The organism is Clostridium sp. Ade.TY (genome assembly GCF_000498355.1).
Lineage (GTDB): Bacteria > Bacillota > Clostridia > Clostridiales > Clostridiaceae > Clostridium.
The window spans coordinates 26032-47045 of the sequence record NZ_AVSV01000009.1 but is presented as its reverse complement, the minus strand read 5'-3'; the positions used below and the strand labels follow the sequence as shown (position 1 = coordinate 47045).

Below are 21014 nucleotides of genomic sequence, written 5' to 3'. Positions count from 1 at the left end.
ATAATTTCTCCCCCTTATTTCGTAAAAATCTTTATCTTTTTTTCTCACTTATTTATATCAGCAATATTCGTGCCAACTTTTTTATTGTAAAAAAGGTTATTGTATACATTTTCATTTAAAATTTTACTTATTTTTTATAAAATTATTATGATTTACTTATAAAAAAAAGAAAGATTATCAAATTGATAATCCCTTTCTCAATTTGATAATCTTCAAAAATTCATTTTATAAGCCACTTTTATAAAAAAATATACTTTTTTATCATTTTGATAAATTTTAAACTATGGTAATTTATTTCCTGCTGCTAAATAAATCTCATACCATTCTTTTCTTGTAAGTTTTATACTAGATGCTTTACATATATTCTTTAATCTATTTTTATTTGTTGTCCCAACTATAGTTTGTATTTTTGCTGGATGCCTTAATATCCATGCTGTTGCTATAGCAGTATTAGTTACATTATATTTTTTTGCAATTTCATTTATTTTTTCGTTAAGATCTAGAAATTTATCATTATTTAAAAATACTCCTTCGAAAAAACCATACTGATATGGAGACCACGCTTGTATAGTTATTTCATTAAGTCTACAATAATCTAAAACTCCACCATCTCTATTTATTGATGCATCATTTTTCATATTCATATTAATACCTGAATCTAACATTCCAGTATGCATTATTCCAAATTGTAATTGGTTTATTATTATTTTATTATCTAAATATTTATTTAGAAGTTCTATTTGAAATGGAGTATGATTACTTACTCCAAATTTTTTCACCTTTCCACTTTCATATAGTATATTGAAAGCTTCACATACTTCTTCTGGATCAACTAAAATATCAGGACGATGTAATAAAAATGTATCTATATAATCAGTTTTTAACCTTTTTAAGCTACCATCAACAGATTTTAATATATGTTCTTTTGAAAAATCATACATTTCTCCTGGTATTATTCCACATTTAGTTTGTAATATAATTTTTTCTCTTAAATCATCATTCATATTTATTGCATCTGCAAAAATTTTCTCTGATTCACCTTTAGAATATATATCTGCATGATCAAAAAAATTAATCCCTTCATCTAATGAAGTCTTAATTAAAATTTCAGCATCATCTTTTGATAACTCTGATATTCTCATGCATCCTAAAGCTATTTCTGATCCTTTTATATTACTCTTTCCAATATTTATATACTTCATTTTAACCCCTCCTATAAAAAACCCTTAACATAATTCTATCATTTAATAGAAATATATTCTATTAAATATTTTCCATTTTATATTCACTTTTAATTCTATTAGTGGTAAAATAAACCTGTTGTTTAAATTCTCATTGTTTGAGAGTTGTTTTCATTTTTACATTCTTTTATTTTTGTTTTAGTTTTGAGGTAATCTAGAATATTCTTCTAGGTTACCTTTTAAAATTTTACAGATAATATTTATATAAGTTATTATTAAATTACTTATTCTTGATAATTTCTATTTTTATTATTAAAATTAAACAAAGTAATATTATAAAACTAAAGAAAAGAGGACATGAAAATGGAAGAACATTTAATTAATTATGATTCTTTAATGATTCTAGCTATCGTAGCATTCTTCACGCCATTTTTAGTAGCTAAATTAAAGAAATTAAAAGTTCCTTATCAAGTTGGGGAAATATTTATAGGTATAATACTTGGTAAAAGTTTTTTAAATATAATACATTCTGATGTCTGGATTATATTTTTATCTGATTTAGGTCTTGCTTATTTAATGTTTTTAAGTGGACTTGAAATAAATTTTGATGATTTGAAATTAATTGAAGGTGAGTCTTTAAAAGATTCAAAAATATTTGTAAGTATAAAAATGTTTTTAATTTCAATTGTTATATCATTTATTTTATGCTTTACATTAAGATTTGTTGGAATAGATAATGGAGGATTGTTTTTTACATTCTTATTTACAGCAGCAGCTCCTGGCCTTTTAGTACCTATTTTAAAAGGCAAGCAAATTATAAGTAGTGATTTTGGTCAATCATTATTAATATTTGGTATAATAGCTGAATTCGTATGTTTAATTGGAATTTCATTTATTTCATCTGTATCTATGTATGGATTATCTTTAAAAAGCTTTGCATTTTTAATAATATTTTTAGCTGCTATACTTATATATTTATTAACTAAATTTATGTTTAAAAAAAGAGATATTTCTTTAGTAGCATTTAAAAACTTACACTTAAGTGTCAGAGGTGCATTCGTTCTTGTTTTAGTGCTCGTTGCAATATCTCAAAAAGCTGGTAGTGAAATAATTCTTGGGTCATTTTTGGCTGGAATAATATTTTCCCTATTAGCTGGAAAAGCTAAAGAAGAAATTTCTCACCAATTAGATGTTATTGGTTACGGATTTTTAATTCCAATCTTTTTTATAATGGTTGGAGTAAATATAGATTTACGTTCAATAGTTGAAAATCCAAGTTCTATAGCTAAAATACCTGTATTTTTAGTTATATTATTTTTAGTAAAACTAATACCATCTTTATTACTTAAGAAAAAATACGGGTTAAGAAATGCTTTAGCATCATCAATGATACTTACAGCACAACTTAGTTTAACTATTGTAGGATCTCAAATGGCTATGCAACTAGGTTATATTAATGAAGCAGATTATTCTGCATTTATAGTTACTACTGTTATTTCATGTATTATATTCCCTATATTATTTGAAAAACTTTTAGTTTTAGATGATAATACATCTAAGTCTTCTGAAAAATCAGATAAAATAATAATACGTGAACTTGTTTTAAGTAGTGAGTATTTTATAGGTAAATCATTAAAAGAATGTAAATTACCTATAGGTTGTAGAATATTTTCTATAGTTAGAAACAATGAAGAAATTATGCCAACTGCAAATACTATTCTAAAAAAAGATGACATTATTATAATAGCTGGAATTAAAGATGCTGTTGAAAATACTTTAAATATGCTTACTGTTTGTGATCTTCATTTACCACAAAATTAAAAGACAAGGAGTAAATCACTCCTTGTCTTTTAATTATAAAACCTTATTAAGACTTAAATCTTTTAAAGCTTCTTTTACTTTTTCAATATTTTCTCCTAAGCTACTTTGTACAGCTGCTGTTATAGCACCTTCAACAAGAGCACAATCTACAATTTGAATTTTATCTTTATCTAAATTATCATCTAAAAAATCTATTGCCATTTCTGTATTCATATAAGCACTTCCTAAATCAAAAAGAATTAAAACTCCATCATCTGAATATACTTTTTTAATACCCTCTGATATTTTTTCCATGTCAGTTCCTATTCTTCCATCAGAAGTACCACCTGCATCTATAATAGGAATATTAGGTGCCATTTGAGCAGCCATTTCAACTACTCCTTTTGCAATTTTTTCACTATGTGATATTATAACTAATCCTACCATTTATATATCTTCCTCTCAAAAAATAATATTATATTTCTTCATATATAGTTTCTAAAATATAATACATTGATGTTGCACCTGCATCTTGATGCCCAATACTTCTATTTCCTAAATAGCTTGCTCTTCCTTTTGTAGCTTTTATTTCTTTTGTAAAATCAACACCTTTTTTTGCTGCATCTTTTCCTTTTTCTAAAATTATTTTTGGATTATTAGAATTTTTTAATTCTTCTTCCATGGCATTTATTGCAGGTTGTAGTGCATCTATCATTGTTTTTTCACCTTCTGTTGACTTACCTCTTTGCTTAATTCCATCAAGAGCAACCTTAAGTACATTAATAAAATCATATATATCAATATTATCTTTATTATTAACCATCATAGAACCTTTCATAAATGCAGTTCCATATAGTGGTCCTGATGCTCCTCCTACACTAGATACCAGTGCCATACCAGTCTTTTTAAATATATTACCTATATTACTTCCATCATCATCTTTTAATTTATCTAAAACGGCATTAAAACCTTTACTCATGTTTAATCCGTGATCTCCATCTCCTATAGCTGCATCAAGTTCTGTAAGATATTCTTTTTTTGAATCTATTTTTTCATTTATTTTTCCAATTACTTCTATAACCCTTTTTCCATTCATTTTTATTCCTCCATAAAATCTTCTAATTATAAATTTATCTTAAGTCTCTTTAAAGTATTTTATTAAAACACTTTAAACGCTGGTGTATCTGCTTTTGAATCTAAAAGTCCTTTTAATTCATCATCAAGTTTCAATATTGATACTGAACATCCAGCCATTTCTAAAGAAGTCATATATTCTCCTACAAATGTTTTATAAACCTTTATACCTTTTTCATTAAGCATTTCTCTAACTTTTTTATTAATTATATATAATTCCATAAGTGGTGTTCCTGAAAGTCCATTTACCATAACTGCAACTTCAGAACCATTTTCTATTGGCATATCTCCTAATATTTTATTAACTAATTGCTCAGCTATATTATCTGCTGATGAAATTTTTTCCCTATGTGTTCCTGGTTCACCATGAATCCCCATTCCTATTTCAATTTCATCTTCTTCTAAACTAAAATTTGCTTTTCCAGCTGCTGGAACTATACAAGATGTTAATGCCATCCCCATACTTCTTACATTTTTTATTACTTTATCTGCAATATTTTTAACTTCTTCAAGAGTTCCACCATTTTCTGCTTTTGCACCAGCAATTTTATGAACAAAAATTGTTCCTGCAATTCCTCTTCTTCCTGCTGTGTAAAGACTATCTTCAACAGCAACATCATCATTTACAATAACATAATCAACCTTTATTCCATCCATTTCGGCCATTTCTTTTGCCATATCAAAATTCATAACATCACCAGTATAGTTTTTAATTATAAGTAATGTTCCAGATCCATTATCTACAGTTTTTATAGCCTCATATACTTGATCTGGAGTTGGTGATGTAAATACAGATCCACAAACTGCAGCGTCAAGCATTCCATATCCTACATATCCGCCATGAGCTGGTTCATGACCACTTCCTCCACCACTTACTAAAGCCACTTTCCCTTTATCTTTAGAATTTTTTCTAACTAATACATCAAATCCATCTAATTTTTTTAAATAATCTTCATGTGCAAAAACAATTCCCTGTAACATATCCTCTAAAACATTGTTTGGGTTGTTTATTAACTTTTTCATATACATTCTCCCCTCTTATACCATAATAATTTATATAGTGTAAAATTTAATATTTGTATTATAAAATATTATTAAAGCTTTTATTTATTAACTATTCTTTTTATTAAGCATTATATCTAATATTGTGTTATCAACATTTTTAAGCCCATTTTTTATTAATTTTTCTATACTTTCAATAGTTTTTTCTACATCTTGTGATACAATTCCATCATTTGATGTTGCTGTAATTCCATTCATAGCAAGATTTGCACATTGAATAGCTGCATTTGTACCAGTAGCTATTTTAAGGGCACATGTTTGTTTTGCTCCATCACATATCATTCCTGAAACATCTGATAACATATTATTTATACAATACTCTATATTTTTCAAATCTCCACCAAGTAAATATGTTATTCCACATGATGCTCCTGTTGCACCTGCAATTCCAGCTCCACAAAGTGGAGACAATCTTCCCATATGTTTCTTAATACGTATAGTTACTAAATTACTTAAAACTAAAGCTCTTGCTAAATCTTCATCTGATTTTTCTAACATATATGCAGTTTCTGCAACTGGCATAGAACAGGCTATACCTTGATTTCCACTACCTGCTGTTGTCATTATTGGCATTGTACAACCATCCATCCTCGCATCTGATGCCGCAGCTGATGCTGCAATTATTTTATTTGATGCATCATTTGAAAATAAATTAAAATTTCCTTTTGCAATAATTTTATTTCCAACTTCTAATCCATAACCACCTTTTAAACCTTCTTCTGAAACTTTTCCATTCATTTTAGCACTTTCTAAAATGAATTTTATATCTTCAAATTCACAGTTTTTTGCAAAGTTATAAATTGATTGTATTTTAAATAAATTATAATCATCATCTTCTTCATTACTTAAATTATTTACTTTGTTATCTAATAACACTTCTTCATCTTTTTTTATTAATGTTACATTTGTATGCAAATCTTCAATAATTACTGTACATTTTGACTTTGCCCCTATAACTTCTACTTCTATATAAAGACTTTTGTCAGTATCTTTTTGTGTTATATTTATAATATTTTCTTTTACTATTTTATTTGCTTCTTCAAGTTCTTCCTTTTTAAAATTTGATAAAATAGTTAACTTCTTATATGATTTTTTTATTACTGCACCAAGTGCTGCTGCTATTTCAATACCAACTTGTCCAGTTCCAGGTATACCAACTCCCAATGCATTTTTTATTACATTAGCACTTAATTTTATATTTATTTGTTTTATTTCTTCATCTAAATTTTCAGCTGCTATAGAAGTTGCATAAGCTATAGCTATTGGTTCTGTACAACCTTCTGATGGTATAACTTCTCTTTTTAGTGTTTTTATATATATGTCTCTCATAATAATACCCTCCAGTTTAAATTAGAAATTAACTTTTTCCATTTTTATTATATCATTAATAAACTTAATTTTGTAATCAATTACATGAATATTTTATTAGAAAGTTCTCTCCTTAAAATAGAACTTTCTAATAAAATATTTTTAATCATCACTACATACACACATAGAATTCATAATTTTAATTATTTCTTCTTTAGATAATGATTTATAATATTTGTCATAATGATCTTCAGAGCAAAAACTTCCTATTTTATTTTCATATTCATTTCCTTTAATTTCTTTTTTACAATATAAACATTTTTTCATATAAAAAACCTGCCTTTCATTTTAATAATACTACTTCACTATTGGTTATTTTTCTTAAATAGTATGTTTTAAGATATTATTTACATTTTTCATATATAATCTTTTTACTTACAGTTTCATAAATAAAAAAGGCTCTACTTTTATTAGTAAAGCCTTTAAATATTATTTAATTTTATCAATTACATATTTCTTATATTCATTAAATGTCATATTTTCTATTGTTGCACCTTTATTAACTTTTCCACTTACAAAGTTATATTCTGCAGAACCATAGTTAAAGGCAGGACTTAAAACAGAAATACTTGATTCTGTTGTTCTATAAGTAACTTTATAACTTAATACTTCTTCGCAGAAATTAAGTATTTCTAAATAATTTTTTATGTATCCTGCATCTACCATCTTAACAACAAATGAAAATAAATTATACCCTCCAACTAATTGTTTCATTGCACCTTTATGCATATTGAAAACTTTATCAGTACTATAAAAATATTTCATATCTTCAAATGTAAGTGTTTTAAATTCTTTGTTTATTTCTAATCTATCATCTTTTATTCCTTCTAAATCTTTTTCTATAGTTTCCCAAGGAATTGATTTTAATATTGCATTATTATTTATTGTTTGTGTAAAATTATCTATTGCATTGTCTATATATTTATTTACGCTAATTACTTTTTCATCTATATATAATGTGTACTGTCCATTCTCATATACTAAACTTATTTTATTATCCATAGATTGACCTCATTTCTTTATTAATTAATAATAATTATTATATAATATTAACCTCACTTAGTCTACTATTTATTTTTTATTTTAAATAAATTTAACTATATTAACTTATCATCTTTTAATAAATTATATAAAGTTGGTTCTAAATTAAACTCTTTCATTAACCTTTCAACTTCATTTAATGATTTATCCTTTTTATCTTTTGATATATTAGCCTTTGATGCTCTAATTAATATATTTTTAGGAGAATGTGCAATATCAATAAATTCTAAAAGTTGAGTTTTATATCCTAAAGTTTCTAGAAGGTTTCCTCTTACAGCATCTGTAATAAGTGCAGCAACTCTCTCTTTAATTATTCCATACTTTGTTAAAATTTTAAGATTATCAGTTTCCATTTGACTATTAAATTCATGTTGACAACAAGGAACTGAAAATATCATCTTAGTATTCCACTTTATAGCATTATAAAGAGCATAATCTGTTGCCGTATCACAAGCATGTAAAGTAATTACCATATCAACTTTATTGTTATATTTAAATCCGTTTATATCACCAAGCTGAAAATGCAAATTATTATAATTATATTTTTTAGCTATTTCATTACATTTTTTAATAACATCTTTTTTAAGATCTAAACCTATCATTTTTACATTTATATTTTTAATTTCTACAAAATAATAATAAAGCACAAATGTTAAATATGATTTACCACATCCAAAATCTAATATTGTAAGATCTTTATATTCATTTTTCTTTATTTCATCATCAATTATTTCTATAAATCTATTTATTTGTTTGTATTTATCATACTTTGACTTAACTACTTTTCCTTCTTTAGTAAATATACCTAAATCAATTAAAGGCTCTATTATCATTCCCTCTTTAAGAATATAATTCTTTTCTTTATTATGTGACTTATTACATGATTCACATAACTTCTTATTATCAACCTTTTTCTTTCCTACAAATACTTTTCCCTTTTTAGAAATTTTAATATTTATATTAACTTCTTTACTAAAAGCATCTACTTGCTTATAATTTCCTTCTATAATTTCTAAAAGTTTACTTTTAAGACTATCTATTTCAATATTTTCATGAAAAACTTGTTTATCAGTATATTTTTCTATTTGATAATATTCTTTTTTATTTTTTTCTTTTAATTCAATATTTACTTTTTTATATTCTATATCTTTATTCATTTTATTACTTATAACTATTTTAAAAGCTTTTTCATTTGTAATTTCTTCTATAGCTTTCTTTAATTCTTCCATTACGTTCACACCTTACTTTTTATTTTATATATTTAAAATAATTTATATATATTTTTCTTTATAGTATTCTATTAAAATAATACAATACTATAAAAGAAAAATATATAGTATATAAAAGAAGTTTAAAATATTCTACTTTCATTTAAATCAATTATAATTATAAAAAAGAGAGTGAAACTTTTCACCCTCTTTTTTTATTTATTTATAATTATTTTCTCTAGCTATAGATTCTTCTTTTATTTCTTCTCTCATACCCTTTAAAGCTTCTTCTCTTCTACAGTTCTTCTCTTTTAAAGTTTGCTTCATATTATCATCATCTGTAACTTCTATCATTTCATTAGCTAAATGAATATTTTTTATTGTGTTACTAATATTACATTGAATTTTTTCTACATTATCTTTTCTATTATCTGGATTATGCTTCATATTATATAGCCTCCTTTAATCAAAATAATGAATATAGTAATTAAAAAGATTACTAATCTTTTCATTATATAGTTTATCTTAAAGAAAGTATGTTATGCTATTATATTTATTACTATATTGGTTAAAAATAAATATTTATATACAATAAAATGTTACATAAAAGTAAAAAAGGATTGTTTGTAATAAATTACAAATCAATCCTTTTTTACTTGTCTTTAATTGGTTAATTGAGTTATTTTTTATTTTAATTTTTAAAAATTACTCTTCTCTTATTGGTCTTGTTGATTCTATGCTTTTATGCATTGACATTGGTTTAACATTAAAGTTTGATCTATATTCTGTTTCTGCCCAGAATATATTATCTGCTACTAAGCATTCTGGATTTAATTCTACACCATCTAATATTATTTCTTTAAATTTATGGTATCCTGCTCTATCTATTAAATGTCCACCATGTAAATATTCTGGTTTATAATCTAATGCCCAAGCAGAGAATTTTTGCCAATTAGCAAACATTCCAAGAACAACTTCTTCTGTTGCAAAGTTTAAGAAAGTTTTACCCATTCTTGGAGTTTGTTTTCCTGTTCTTCCACCAATAACTACTCTATAAAACTTTTCTGGTTTTCTTGTCCATGCGCTAGCTGGACAAGCAAGCACACATTCTCCACATCCAACACAGCAACAATCATCTTTATCTATTGTTCCTCTTTCGTTTAAGCTCAAAACTCTTGTTGAATGATGTTCACATGCTTTAACGCAAGCTCCACAGCCTATACATCTTTCTGGATGATATTCCATTACAGCCTGTCCTATAACTCCAAAATCTTGGAAATGTCCTTTAGCACAATCATTTGGGCAACCTGCAACTGAAACTTTTATATGATAATGTGATGGGAAAACTAATTTTTCAATTTCATTTGCCATTTTTTTAGTATCAACATTTGCTTTTATACAATGTGAGTTACCTATACAAGCCATAATATTTCTAGCTCCTATAGTTGGATATCCATTATCATCAACATCCATATCACAGTTACATCTATCAACTTCAACTTCTTTAATATATTCTTTAATATATTTATTTACAGCTTCAATATTTTCATATTTAATTCCCGGTATGTTAAATGTTTGTCTCATACCAAAATGGAAAGTTCCATTTCCAAAATTTTCTGCTATTTCTTGAATATTTTTAAGATATTTTGCTTCTGTTATTCCTCCAGGAACACGCATTTGAAGCATAAACTCTCCTGGAACTTTAGATTGACGAAAACAGTTAATTCTTACTTTTTTTATATCTATATCATGATTCATAATAATAGCCTCCTAGTCTAATAAAGTTTTTGCCTTAGTATAGTTAAATACAGGTCCTTCAAGACATACATAAGTTTCATCTATTCTACAATGTCCACATTTACCTACTGCACATGACATCTTTCTTTCAAATGAAACCCATATTTTTTCTTCTGGAACTCCAAGCTTTAAGAAATCTAAAGCAGTAAAATGCATCATTATTGGAGGTCCTACTATAACAACTTCATAATTATCTCCAAACTCTTTTAATGGAAGTTTATCTAAATGAGTTGTAACTAGTCCAGTTTCCCAACCTTCTTTTTCACCTTTATCTAATGTATAAATAGTGTTAAATCTTTCTCTCCATTTATCTAATTCAGGTTTAAATAATATTCCATTTTCATCTTTAAAACCAAATATTAAATTTAAACTTTTTACATATCCATCTTCTTTATAAAACTTATCAATCATACTTCTTACAGGTGCAACTCCTGTACCACCTGCTACTATTATTAAGTTTTTATCTTTAAATTTTTCAACTGGCCATCCTTTTCCATATGGTCCTCTTAAAAAAATCTTATCTCCAGCTTCTAAGCTAAATATTTCATCAGTAACTTTTCCAACAGCACGAATTGTGAAATCTAAATATCCATCACCAAATCCACTAACTGATATTGGTGCTTCTCCTATTTTAGGTATTGATAATTGTAAAAATTGTCCATGCTCTGGAACTATATCTGTTGAAACTCTAAAAGTATATTCTGAATTACTTTCTTTAGTTACACTAATGATTTCACATGGTATAGGTGTTAAAACATTTTCACTCATTACTTTTCCCCTCCACAAATTTCATCTATTGCTTTTGAAACTTTATTTATAGTTGCTGTAATAGATATATTTTCTGGACATCTATCAGTACATCTACCACATCCAACACACATATTTTCACCGAACTTTTCTTTATAATCATGAATTTTATGAAGTACTTTGTATCTCATTCTATCTCCCATTGTATGTCTAAATGAATGTCCACCAGCCATTTCATCAAATCCATCTACTTGACATGAAGCTTGTACTCTTCTTCTTTCTCCAACTTTACCATTATCGCTATATATAATATCTTTTGTTGTAAAGCATGTACATGTACTACAAGCTATAGTACAGCTTCCACATCCTATACATCTTTTATTATATTCTTCCCACATTGGATGCTTTTTAAGTTTTTCTAATACTTCTTTATCTTTTATTTCAGGTAAATTAACTTTTGCTTTATTTTCTTTTATAAAATCTATATGAAAATCTTCTTCTTGCTTTCCTTTAAAATAATCTTTTAAGTCTTCGTCTTTTAACTCAAATAAAACAGCATCATCTAAAAATCTTACACCTAAACTGTAATTATCAGTTTTATTTGTATTCATTGTTGTACAAAAACATGTATCCCATCCTTCAACACATTCCATACAAACAAATTTAACTTTATCTCTCATTCTTTTATAAAACACATCTTCGAAGCCACCATTTTCTAAATATATTTTATCTTGTCTTTCTTGAGCATTTATATCACAAGGTCTCGCAAATATTAAAATCTTTTTATTATGTGGCATGCTACTTTCACGGAATTCATCTTCAGTAAAATAATAAAGTGTTTGATTGATTGGTGTAACTACTTCCTTTGCTGGATACGTAGACTTTTCTTTATAAACAATTTCATCAAAAGATTTAATTTCATCATACTTAATCACATCAGTATCTGAATATCTACCTTGCTTTGAAAATCTTTTTGGTGCATAAATTTTGTACTCTTTTTTTAACTCATTAAGTAAATTGTCAATTTCATTAAGTTTAATCTTATATCCCATTTTAATACCTCCATATTAATTTATTGATAAAGGTTGTCTCTGCTGTAAAGTTATTTGTTTATTTTTTAACATTCTTTTCACATCAATAATACCATTTTTTATCAATAAGTAAAAATATATTTTTAATATATATATAATAACTATTTGCCTATTAATCGTGTTTTCAGTTAAAGTTTACAGAAAAATTTATATGATTCAATGTATAATTTATTTTATTTGTTAACTTTTATGTTTTGTTTTGTTAAAATATAGTAAATTTTATTATTTATAATAAATGAAAAAAGATACTCCACGTATATTAATGAAATATCTTTAATATTAATTTTTTGTTACTTAAAAATAATTTTTAGATTTTTAAGTATTATATATTATTTTCTTTTTAAATTTTGTTTAACTTTTTTTAAAATAAACTATATTTATATAAATTATAGTTTATTTTTTAGTTCTTTTTTATAAAAATATAGTTGCCTTATTTAAATTTTATAAATTAATTAACTTTCTAGCCTCTTCTTCACATAATGGTTTTGAAAATAAATAACCTTGTATAAACTCAACATTCATATTTCTTAATATATCAAGTTCCTTCTCTGTTTCAACACCTTCCGCAACAACTGGAAGATCTAATGAATGACATATATCTATCATCAACTTTACTAATTTTTCATATTCTTTACCATCGTTCATTTTTTTTATAAATTCTCTATCTATCTTTACAGTAGATATTGGAAGTTTAACTAAATAATTTAGTGATGAATATCCTTTTCCAAAATCATCTAAATATATTTTAACTCCAAATTCTTTTAATTCTTTTATTTTCTTTATATTGGAATTTACATTTTCAAGTAATGTTGTTTCAGTAAGTTCTAAACCTATCAATGTAGGTTCTATATCTATTTCTTTTAATAGATTTTTAATTGTATCTGTAAATTTTTCATACATTATTTGAATTGCTGAAATATTAACAGATACAACTATTCTTTTTTTCCTATTAGCATTTATTTTTTTTGAAAATAATAATGCTTTTCTTAATATACATTCTCCAAATATATGAACCATATTACTTTCTTCTATGTAATCTATTATTTTTGAAACAGGAACATCTTTAAATTTCTCATTATTCCATCTAAATAATGCTTCAAATCCAATTAGTTCTTTATCACATGTATATTGAGGTTGATAGTATAATTCCACCTCATTATTTTCAATAGCTTTTCTAAGTCCTCTTTCTATTTTTAGTTTAAATAATCTTTCTTTTTCTATTTCATCTGTATAAAAAGCATATTGATTTTTTCCTCTTATTTTAGCTTTATATAATGCTAAATCCGCCTTTACTAACAAGTCCTCAATTTTCTTATTTTTAGTATCATCTATAAGGATTCCAAAGCTTGCTGATATTATACTAATTTTTTCTTTATCTTTAAACTTTAACCTTAACGTATTTATTATTTTTGTAACCTTCTCTATTAATAATCTTTCATCAGTTATGTCTTTATATATAATTATAAATTCATCTCCACTAATTCTTGATATAAAAGCATCGTTACAAACTTCTTTAAAGATATTTGCCATTAATGCTAATACTTTATCTCCCCAATAATGTCCAAACATATCATTTACCTTTTTAAAATCATCTACATCTATGGCAATTAATGAAACTTTTCTCTGTTCTTTCTTTATTCTTTCCAGATATTTATATAAACTTCTTCTATTATCAAGCCCTGTTAATGAATCTGTAAATACTAATTGTTTTATTTTATCACTATATCTTTTGAAATTAGTTATATCTGAATATATTCCAACTATTCCAATTGGATTATTTTTATTATCTAAAACTGGCATTTTATAAACTTCTATTAGTCTTAACTCCCCATTTATAATTCTTCTTCTTCTAAATGTAATATTAGAAAGTCTACTAATAACTTTTTTATCCTCTTGAATTATTTTATCAACGTAATCTTTTTTTAATATTTTTCTCCAATTTTGTCCAATAATATCTTCTTTTTTAGCATTATAATATTTTAAGAAATTATCATTTACTTCAATAATTGATCCATTTATATCTTTTAAGGAAATAGCAAATGGTATGTTTTGTATTACAATGTCTAAATTATTTTTATTTCTTTTTGCTTCATCTAATTCTTCTAATATTTCAACATTGCCAATTTTATTTAAATACCTTCTAGCTTCTTTGGAATTAATAATATCCTTTAGACTACTTTCATTCATATACTCAACTTACATCTCCCTCTTAGCAATTAATTAATATAATTATTTTGATTTTATAATAAAATATGTAAAAAAACCTAATATAATCTATTTTCATACTAAAGAGTATATTTATCAAGTATATATTTTTTTATTATTAATTTATTAAAGAATATATTAATAAAAGCGATAGACTTAACTTAATAATATCCATCGCTTTTATTAGTTATATATAAATATTTAAATTGTTGGGCATGTTTAAAAAATTATAAAAAAAAGCTACTCAAAAAAGAGTAGCTAAAAATCAAATTAATATAAATATACTGTGTATTTACATATATTTTTTAACTTCAAACAAAAAGTATGCTTACTCTTTGGCAACTGGCTGACATAGTTAAAACCTTAGTCCCTATAGCTTTGCGTCCTTAAGTTTCCTTAAGTTTGCCTATTTAATTTTATACTTAAATAATACTATATTTTTGAAATTTTTTCAACCGCTTATTTTATTAATTTACATATCTTATAAAATTTTATTTTATTATTCCAATATCAGTTCTAAAATAAGCTCCTTCAAAAAGTACATTTTCTACATTTTTATAAGCTTTGTATCTTGCTTCTTCAATATTATTGCCTCTCCCTAAAACTGACAATACTCTCCCTCCGCTTGTAACTAACTTATTATCTTCAAACTTTGCACCTGCAATAAATACTTTATCATTAATATTTCCGATATTTATATTATATCCAACTTCATATTCTAAAGGATATCCTTCTGATGCCATAACTACATTTATACAGGTTTCATCTGAAAATTCTATATTTAAATTTTCTAATTTTTCATCCATAGCTAACTCAATTATATCTAAAAAATCACTTTTCATAAGCGCTAAAATTGATTGTGTTTCTGGATCTCCCATTCTTACGTTATATTCTAAAAGTTTTACACCATCATTAGTTATCATTATTCCAAAAAATATTATTCCCTTAAAATTAAAACCTTCTTCTCTTATTCCATCTAATGTTTTATCCATAATATTTTCTTTAAAATCTTTTAATACCTTATCTGTAACGTATGGATTCGGACAAACTACTCCCATTCCACCAGTATTTGGACCTCTATCTTCCTCGTATATTTGTTTATGATCTTTTGCTGATATAAATGGAACTATAATTTTACCATCAGTTATTGAAAGAATTGATGCTTCAACTCCTTCTAAAAATTCTTCTATTACTACCTTTTTACCAGCACCATTAAAAACATCTAATATCATAAAATCTTCAATAGATTTTATTGCATTTTCTCTATTTTCACATATAACAACACCTTTTCCTGCAGCAATTCCATCTGCTTTAATTACTACTGGATATTTGCAATTATTTAAATATTCTTTTGCTTCATCTACTTTATAAAACACATTATATTCTGCTGTTTTTACACCATATTTTTTCATAAAATCTTTTGAATAAGCCTTGCTTCCTTCAAGCATTGAACCTGCTCTGTCAGGACCAAAAATTTTAAGACCTTCCTCTTTAAACCTATCTACTATTCCATTTATAAGTGGCTCTTCAGGACCAACTATCGTTAAATCTATATTATTTTCTTTTGAAAATTTTATTAATTCTTCTATATCTGTTATATTTATATTTTCACACTTAGATTCAACTGCAGTTCCTCCATTACCTGGTGCTACATATATTTTCTCAACTCTTTTATTTTTAGCTATTTTCCATGCTATTGCATGTTCTCTTCCACCTGAACCTATTAAAAGTATATTCATATCTTTAAAAACCCCTTTTACTTCATATTCTAAAAAAGTTTTAATTAATGTTTAAAATGTCTAAAGCCTGTAAACACCATTGATATACCATGCTCATTACAAGCATCTATAGATTCTTGATCTCTTAAAGAACCTCCTGGTTGTATTATTGCCTTTATCCCATTCTTTGCTGCATTATCTACAACATCTCTAAATGGGAAAAATGCATCTGATGCTAAAATTGTAGCCCCTTTTCCTCTTTTTAACGCATCCTCTGTTGGCCAAATTCTATTAACTTGTCCACCACCAATTCCTAACGCTACTCCATCATGTGCTACTACAATAGCATTTGATTTAACATATTTTACAACTTTCATTCCAAAAATTAAATCTTTAATTTCTTCTGAAGTTGGCTTAACATTTGTTACAACTTTAAGTTCATCAAAAAGTTTTCTATCTTCTTCTTGAACTAATATTCCACCATCAACTGTAACCATATACTTATCATCTTTTGGAAGATTTTTAAATTTAAGAACTCTTAAATTTTTCTTTTGTTTTAATACTTCCAAAGCATCTTCATCATATTCTGGCGCAGCAATAACTTCTAAGAAAATTTTAAACATCTCTTTTGCTGTTCTTTTATCAACTTTTTTATTAAAAGCAACTACTCCACCAAATATTGATGTAGGATCAACTTCATAAGCTTTCATATAAGCTTCATAACTATCATTTCCAATTGCAACTCCACATGGTGTGTTATGCTTTAATGCACAACATGATGGTTCTTCAAATTCATTAGCACATTTCCAAGCTATATCTACGTCTTTAAAATTGTTATATGAAAGTTCTTTTCCATTTAAAACATCAAATGTATTCATCGCACCATCTATCATTGTTGATTCATAAAAAGCTGCACTTTGATGAGAATTTTCTCCATATCTTAACTCTTGTTTTTTTCTAAATGAAACTGAAAGATAGTCAGGATATTCTATATCATCCAATAAAAAATTTGAAATTGCCGCATCATAAGCACTCATTAAATTAAAAACTTTACCTGCTAAATTTTTTCTAAGACTATATGAAACATCATTATTTTTTTCTATTTCATCCATTACATTTTTATAATCTTTTTTATCTGATATAACTACTACATCTTTAAAATTTTTAGCAGCAGCTCTAAGCATTGTAGGTCCACCAATATCAATAAATTCTATTTTTTCATCAAATTCTAAGTTTTCACGAACTTTTTCAAAAAATGGATACAAATTTACAACAACATAATCTATTGTGTTTATTTCTCTTTTATTTAATATATTCATATGTTCTTTATTTTCTCTAACTGCTAATATGCCTGCATGTATAAGAGGATGAAGAGTTTTAACTCTTCCATCTAGCATTTCTGGAAAATCAGTAACTTCATTAACTTCTATTACCGGAATTCCATTATCCTTTAAATGCCTATATGTTCCACCGGTTGATATTATTTCAATATTTCTATTGCTTAAAAAATTTGCAAATTCTAATATTCCATCTTTATCAAATACACTAATTAAAGCTCTCTTTTTCATTAAATGATACCTCCTACTTTAAAATATTTACTCTTCCATCTTTAATTTTTACTTTACCTTCGCTTATATATTTAATTGCCAAAGGAAGTAATTTATGTTCCTTTTTCAAAACTCTCTTTTGAAGATTTTCTGGAGTGTCACTAAAATAAACTTTAACTGCTTCTTGAAGAATTATTGATCCCCCATCTACTTCATTATTTACAAAATGAATTGTACAGCCTGATACTTTAACTCCACTTTCTATAACAGCTTTATGAACATTTAATCCATACATTCCTTCACCACAAAATGAAGGAATTAATGATGGATGTATGTTTATTATTTTATCTTTGTATTCTTCTAATAAACTTCCTTCTAAAATAGAAATATATCCTGCAAGAACTATTAAATCTATTTCTCTTTTTTTAACTAATTCTAATATTTTATAAGAAATTGCATCTCCATAATCTTTTTTAGATACAATAAATGTATCTATATTATGTCTTTTTGCTCTTTCTATTGCATATATACCTTCACGACTTCCTATTACCATTTCTATCTTACAATTTAAAAATCCATTTTCTACATTATCTATTATGGATTGAAGATTACTTCCACTTCCTGATGCAAGTATTGCTATTTTAAACAAATCCCTTCACCTCCAGAAGTTATACTTCCTATTTCATAAGCGACTTCACCCATTTCCAATAAATCTCTTAAAATATCTTCTGTATCATCTTTATCAACACAAAGTACAAAACCTATACCCATATTAAATGTATTATACATATGTTCCTTTTCTACTCCACGAATAATTATTTCTTCAAATATTTTAGGTAATGGATAACTATTAGTTTTTATAACAGCAGTTAATTCTCTTCCGTTAAACATTCTAGGAATATTTTCAATAAATCCACCACCTGTTATATGTGACATACCTTTTATTTCATATCTTTCAAGAAGAGAAAGTATTGGTTTTACATATATTTTTGTTGGACTAAGTAATGTTTTCCACACAGGTTGTCCATCAAAATTTTCATCTAAATCATCAAATAATCTTCTAACTAATGAATATCCATTAGAGTGTATTCCTGATGATGTAATTCCAATAAGCTTATCTCCAGGCTTTATATTTTTACCATTTATTATTTTATCTTTATCTACAATGCCAACAGTAAATCCTGCTATATCATATTCCCCTTCTCTATAAAATCCTGGCATCTCAGCAGTTTCTCCACCAATTAAAGAAGCATCAGATAAAATACACCCATCTGCAACCCCCTTTACTAAATCAGCTGAAATTTTAGAATCCAATTTTCCACACGCAATATAATCTAAGAAAAATAATGGTTTTGCTCCATGACATAAAATATCATTTACACACATAGCTACACAATCAATTCCAACAGTGTCATACTTTTTAGTTTTAAATGCTATATCTAGTTTAGTTCCAACTCCATCTGTTCCTGATACTAAAACAGGATTTTTATATCCTTCCGGAAGTTCAATCATACCAGCAAATGATCCTAATCCATTTAAAACTAAATTTCCCTTAGTTTTATTTGCATATTCTTTTATAAGCTTAACTGATTTGTATCCTTCTTCAATATTTACTCCACTTTCTTTGTAAGTTATCATAATTTAAACCCTACCTTTCAAGATTATCATCTACAGATTCCATCGGTGCTGATACTGGATAAATTCCATTAAAACATCCAACACAAAAGTTTTTTCTTCCATCAAAACTATCATACATTCCATCTAAGCTTAAATATCCTAAATAATCTGAACCAATATCATCTTTTATTTCTTCTAAAGATTTATTTGCTCCTATAAGTTCACTTCTATATGGAGTATCTATCCCAAAATAACAAGGATATTTAACTACTGGCGAAGCAACTAAAAAGTATACCTCTTTAGCCCCAGCCCTTCTTAATGATTCAATTAAATGTTTTGATGTTGTTCCTCTAACTATAGAATCATCTATAAGAACAACTTTTTTTTCATTAACATTTACTTTTAAAGGATTAAGCTTTACGGCTACAGCTCTTTCTCTCATTTCTTGTGAAGGAGTTATAAAGGTTCTTCCTATATATCTATTTTTAACAAATCCAATATCATAAGGTATATTAGAAGCTTTTGCATATCCCATAGCTGCTGGTATTCCAGAATCAGGTACTGCAATAACAATATCAGCCTCTAATGGATGTTCCTTATAAAGTGCTTCTCCTTGTTTAACTCTGCAACTATGAACATCAAGTCCATCCATTATAGAATCTGGTCTTGCAAAATATATATACTCAAATGAACAAGTTTGACATACAGTATTTTCTGAATATCTATAACTTTTAATTCCACTATCATCTATTATTATTATTTCACCAGGCTTTATATCTCTTATAAACTCTGCTCCAACTGAATCTAATGCACAACTTTCTGAAGATAATATATAGTTTCCTTCATATTTGCCAAGGCATAAAGGTCTAATTCCATTTGGATCTCTAACTCCTATAAGCTTATCTTTCGTCATAATAACCATGGCAAAAGAACCTCTAACTGCAGATATAGCATTTATTACTGCCTTTTCTATACCTCTTTTTGCTCCTCTTGCTATAAGACTTTTAATAACTTCAGAATCTACAGAAGTATGAAATACATGTCCACCATCTTCTAAAAGTTCTCTTATAACATCAGCATTAACTATATTTCCATTATGAGCTGTTGCTATTTGACCTAACTTTGTACTACTTAAAAGTGGTTGTGAATTTTCAATTGTTTTAGCTCCTGCAGTTGAATATCTAACATGACCTATTGCTATATTCCCTTTTTTCTTTCTTAAATATTCTATATCTTCATTTTTAAAAGCATCTGTTATTATTCCAAGACCTTTATGAGCTACTATCTCTTCTCCATTGGCTACTGCAATTCCCGTACTTTCTTGCCCTCTATGCTGAAGTGCATACAGTCCATAATAAGTTAATTCTGAAACATCTATTCCCTCTTTTGAATAAACCCCAAAAACACCACACTCATCTTTAAATTTATCATTTTGAGGATCTATAATATATTCTTCTCTAGAATTAATCATAAAAAATACTACCTCTCTTTTTTAAAA

Annotated in this window: 19 protein-coding genes and 1 riboswitch; of the genes, 1 reads left to right on the top strand and 18 read right to left on the bottom strand. The window is 26.2% G+C overall.

Annotation, left to right across the window (positions count from 1 at the left end):
• Positions 1-281: 281 nt before the first annotated feature.
• Complete coding sequence (locus O212_RS0103810) at positions 282-1202, bottom strand: aldo/keto reductase (protein ID WP_024613832.1); 921 nt, start codon at positions 1200-1202, stop codon at positions 282-284.
• A gap of 342 nt (positions 1203-1544) precedes the next feature.
• Here O212_RS0103810 and O212_RS0103805 point away from each other — a divergent pair, with 342 nt between their 5' ends.
• Positions 1545-3002, top strand: a complete 1458-nt coding sequence (locus O212_RS0103805; RefSeq protein ID WP_024613831.1) for a cation:proton antiporter — start codon at positions 1545-1547, stop codon at positions 3000-3002.
• Positions 3003-3035: 33 nt separating this feature from the next.
• On the opposite strand, the gene dhaM is transcribed toward O212_RS0103805, so the two are convergent.
• The 17 genes from dhaM to purF all read right to left on the bottom strand — a co-directional run bounded on the left by dhaM (position 3036) and on the right by purF (position 20987).
• Positions 3036-3428 carry a dihydroxyacetone kinase phosphoryl donor subunit DhaM gene (dhaM, locus tag O212_RS0103800; RefSeq protein ID WP_024613830.1) on the bottom strand — a complete coding sequence of 131 codons (393 nt, stop codon included), beginning with the start codon at positions 3426-3428 and terminating at the stop codon, positions 3036-3038.
• A 28-nt stretch (positions 3429-3456) separates the two neighbouring features.
• On the bottom strand, positions 3457-4083 hold the full coding sequence (dhaL, locus tag O212_RS0103795; RefSeq protein ID WP_024613829.1) for a dihydroxyacetone kinase subunit DhaL: 627 nt from the start codon (positions 4081-4083) through the stop codon (positions 3457-3459).
• 56 nt (positions 4084-4139) lie between these two features.
• A complete protein-coding gene (dhaK, locus tag O212_RS0103790) occupies positions 4140-5138 on the bottom strand; it encodes a dihydroxyacetone kinase subunit DhaK (RefSeq protein ID WP_024613828.1) in 999 nt (332 codons plus the stop codon).
• Positions 5139-5225: 87 nt separating this feature from the next.
• A complete protein-coding gene (locus O212_RS0103785; RefSeq protein WP_024613827.1) occupies positions 5226-6506 on the bottom strand; it encodes an L-serine ammonia-lyase, iron-sulfur-dependent, subunit alpha in 1281 nt (426 codons plus the stop codon).
• A gap of 141 nt (positions 6507-6647) precedes the next feature.
• Positions 6648-6812 (bottom strand): hypothetical protein, encoded by a 165-nt coding sequence (locus tag O212_RS16645; RefSeq protein ID WP_160166402.1) that lies wholly within the window; start codon positions 6810-6812, stop codon positions 6648-6650.
• A gap of 162 nt (positions 6813-6974) precedes the next feature.
• A complete protein-coding gene (locus O212_RS0103775) occupies positions 6975-7547 on the bottom strand; it encodes a hypothetical protein (RefSeq protein ID WP_024613826.1) in 573 nt (190 codons plus the stop codon).
• 95 nt (positions 7548-7642) lie between these two features.
• Complete coding sequence (locus O212_RS0103770; RefSeq protein ID WP_024613825.1) at positions 7643-8815, bottom strand: SAM-dependent methyltransferase; 1173 nt, start codon at positions 8813-8815, stop codon at positions 7643-7645.
• A gap of 198 nt (positions 8816-9013) precedes the next feature.
• Complete coding sequence (tlp, locus tag O212_RS0103765) at positions 9014-9241, bottom strand: small acid-soluble spore protein Tlp (RefSeq protein WP_024613824.1); 228 nt, start codon at positions 9239-9241, stop codon at positions 9014-9016.
• A 258-nt stretch (positions 9242-9499) separates the two neighbouring features.
• Entirely contained in the window at positions 9500-10552 is a 1053-nt protein-coding gene (gene asrC / locus O212_RS0103760; RefSeq protein WP_024613823.1) for a sulfite reductase subunit C, read from the bottom strand.
• A 12-nt stretch (positions 10553-10564) separates the two neighbouring features.
• Positions 10565-11359 (bottom strand): anaerobic sulfite reductase subunit AsrB, encoded by a 795-nt coding sequence (asrB, locus tag O212_RS0103755; RefSeq protein WP_024613822.1) that lies wholly within the window; start codon positions 11357-11359, stop codon positions 10565-10567.
• Complete coding sequence (gene asrA, locus O212_RS0103750) at positions 11359-12390, bottom strand: anaerobic sulfite reductase subunit AsrA (RefSeq protein ID WP_024613821.1); 1032 nt, start codon at positions 12388-12390, stop codon at positions 11359-11361. The genes asrB and asrA overlap by 1 nt, the downstream gene beginning before the upstream one ends.
• Positions 12391-12870: 480 nt before the next feature.
• The gene (locus O212_RS0103745) at positions 12871-14616 is read right to left on the bottom strand and encodes an EAL domain-containing protein (protein ID WP_051372988.1); all 1746 of its coding nucleotides are present in this window, start codon (positions 14614-14616) and stop codon (positions 12871-12873) included.
• A gap of 352 nt (positions 14617-14968) precedes the next feature.
• Positions 14969-15051: riboswitch (cyclic di-GMP riboswitch) on the bottom strand.
• Between the two features lie 74 nt (positions 15052-15125).
• Positions 15126-16373 (bottom strand): phosphoribosylamine--glycine ligase, encoded by a 1248-nt coding sequence (gene purD, locus O212_RS0103740; RefSeq protein WP_024613820.1) that lies wholly within the window; start codon positions 16371-16373, stop codon positions 15126-15128.
• 44 nt (positions 16374-16417) lie between these two features.
• Positions 16418-17920: a bifunctional phosphoribosylaminoimidazolecarboxamide formyltransferase/IMP cyclohydrolase gene (purH, locus tag O212_RS0103735; protein WP_024613819.1), complete on the bottom strand. Its 1503-nt coding sequence runs from the start codon at positions 17918-17920 to the stop codon at positions 16418-16420.
• A gap of 13 nt (positions 17921-17933) precedes the next feature.
• Positions 17934-18548 carry a phosphoribosylglycinamide formyltransferase gene (gene purN / locus O212_RS0103730; protein WP_024613818.1) on the bottom strand — a complete coding sequence of 205 codons (615 nt, stop codon included), beginning with the start codon at positions 18546-18548 and terminating at the stop codon, positions 17934-17936.
• Positions 18536-19537 carry a phosphoribosylformylglycinamidine cyclo-ligase gene (gene purM, locus O212_RS0103725; protein ID WP_024613817.1) on the bottom strand — a complete coding sequence of 334 codons (1002 nt, stop codon included), beginning with the start codon at positions 19535-19537 and terminating at the stop codon, positions 18536-18538. The genes purN and purM overlap by 13 nt, the downstream gene beginning before the upstream one ends.
• A gap of 10 nt (positions 19538-19547) precedes the next feature.
• Complete coding sequence (purF, locus tag O212_RS0103720; RefSeq protein WP_024613816.1) at positions 19548-20987, bottom strand: amidophosphoribosyltransferase; 1440 nt, start codon at positions 20985-20987, stop codon at positions 19548-19550.
• Between the last annotated feature and the right edge of the window lie 27 nt (positions 20988-21014).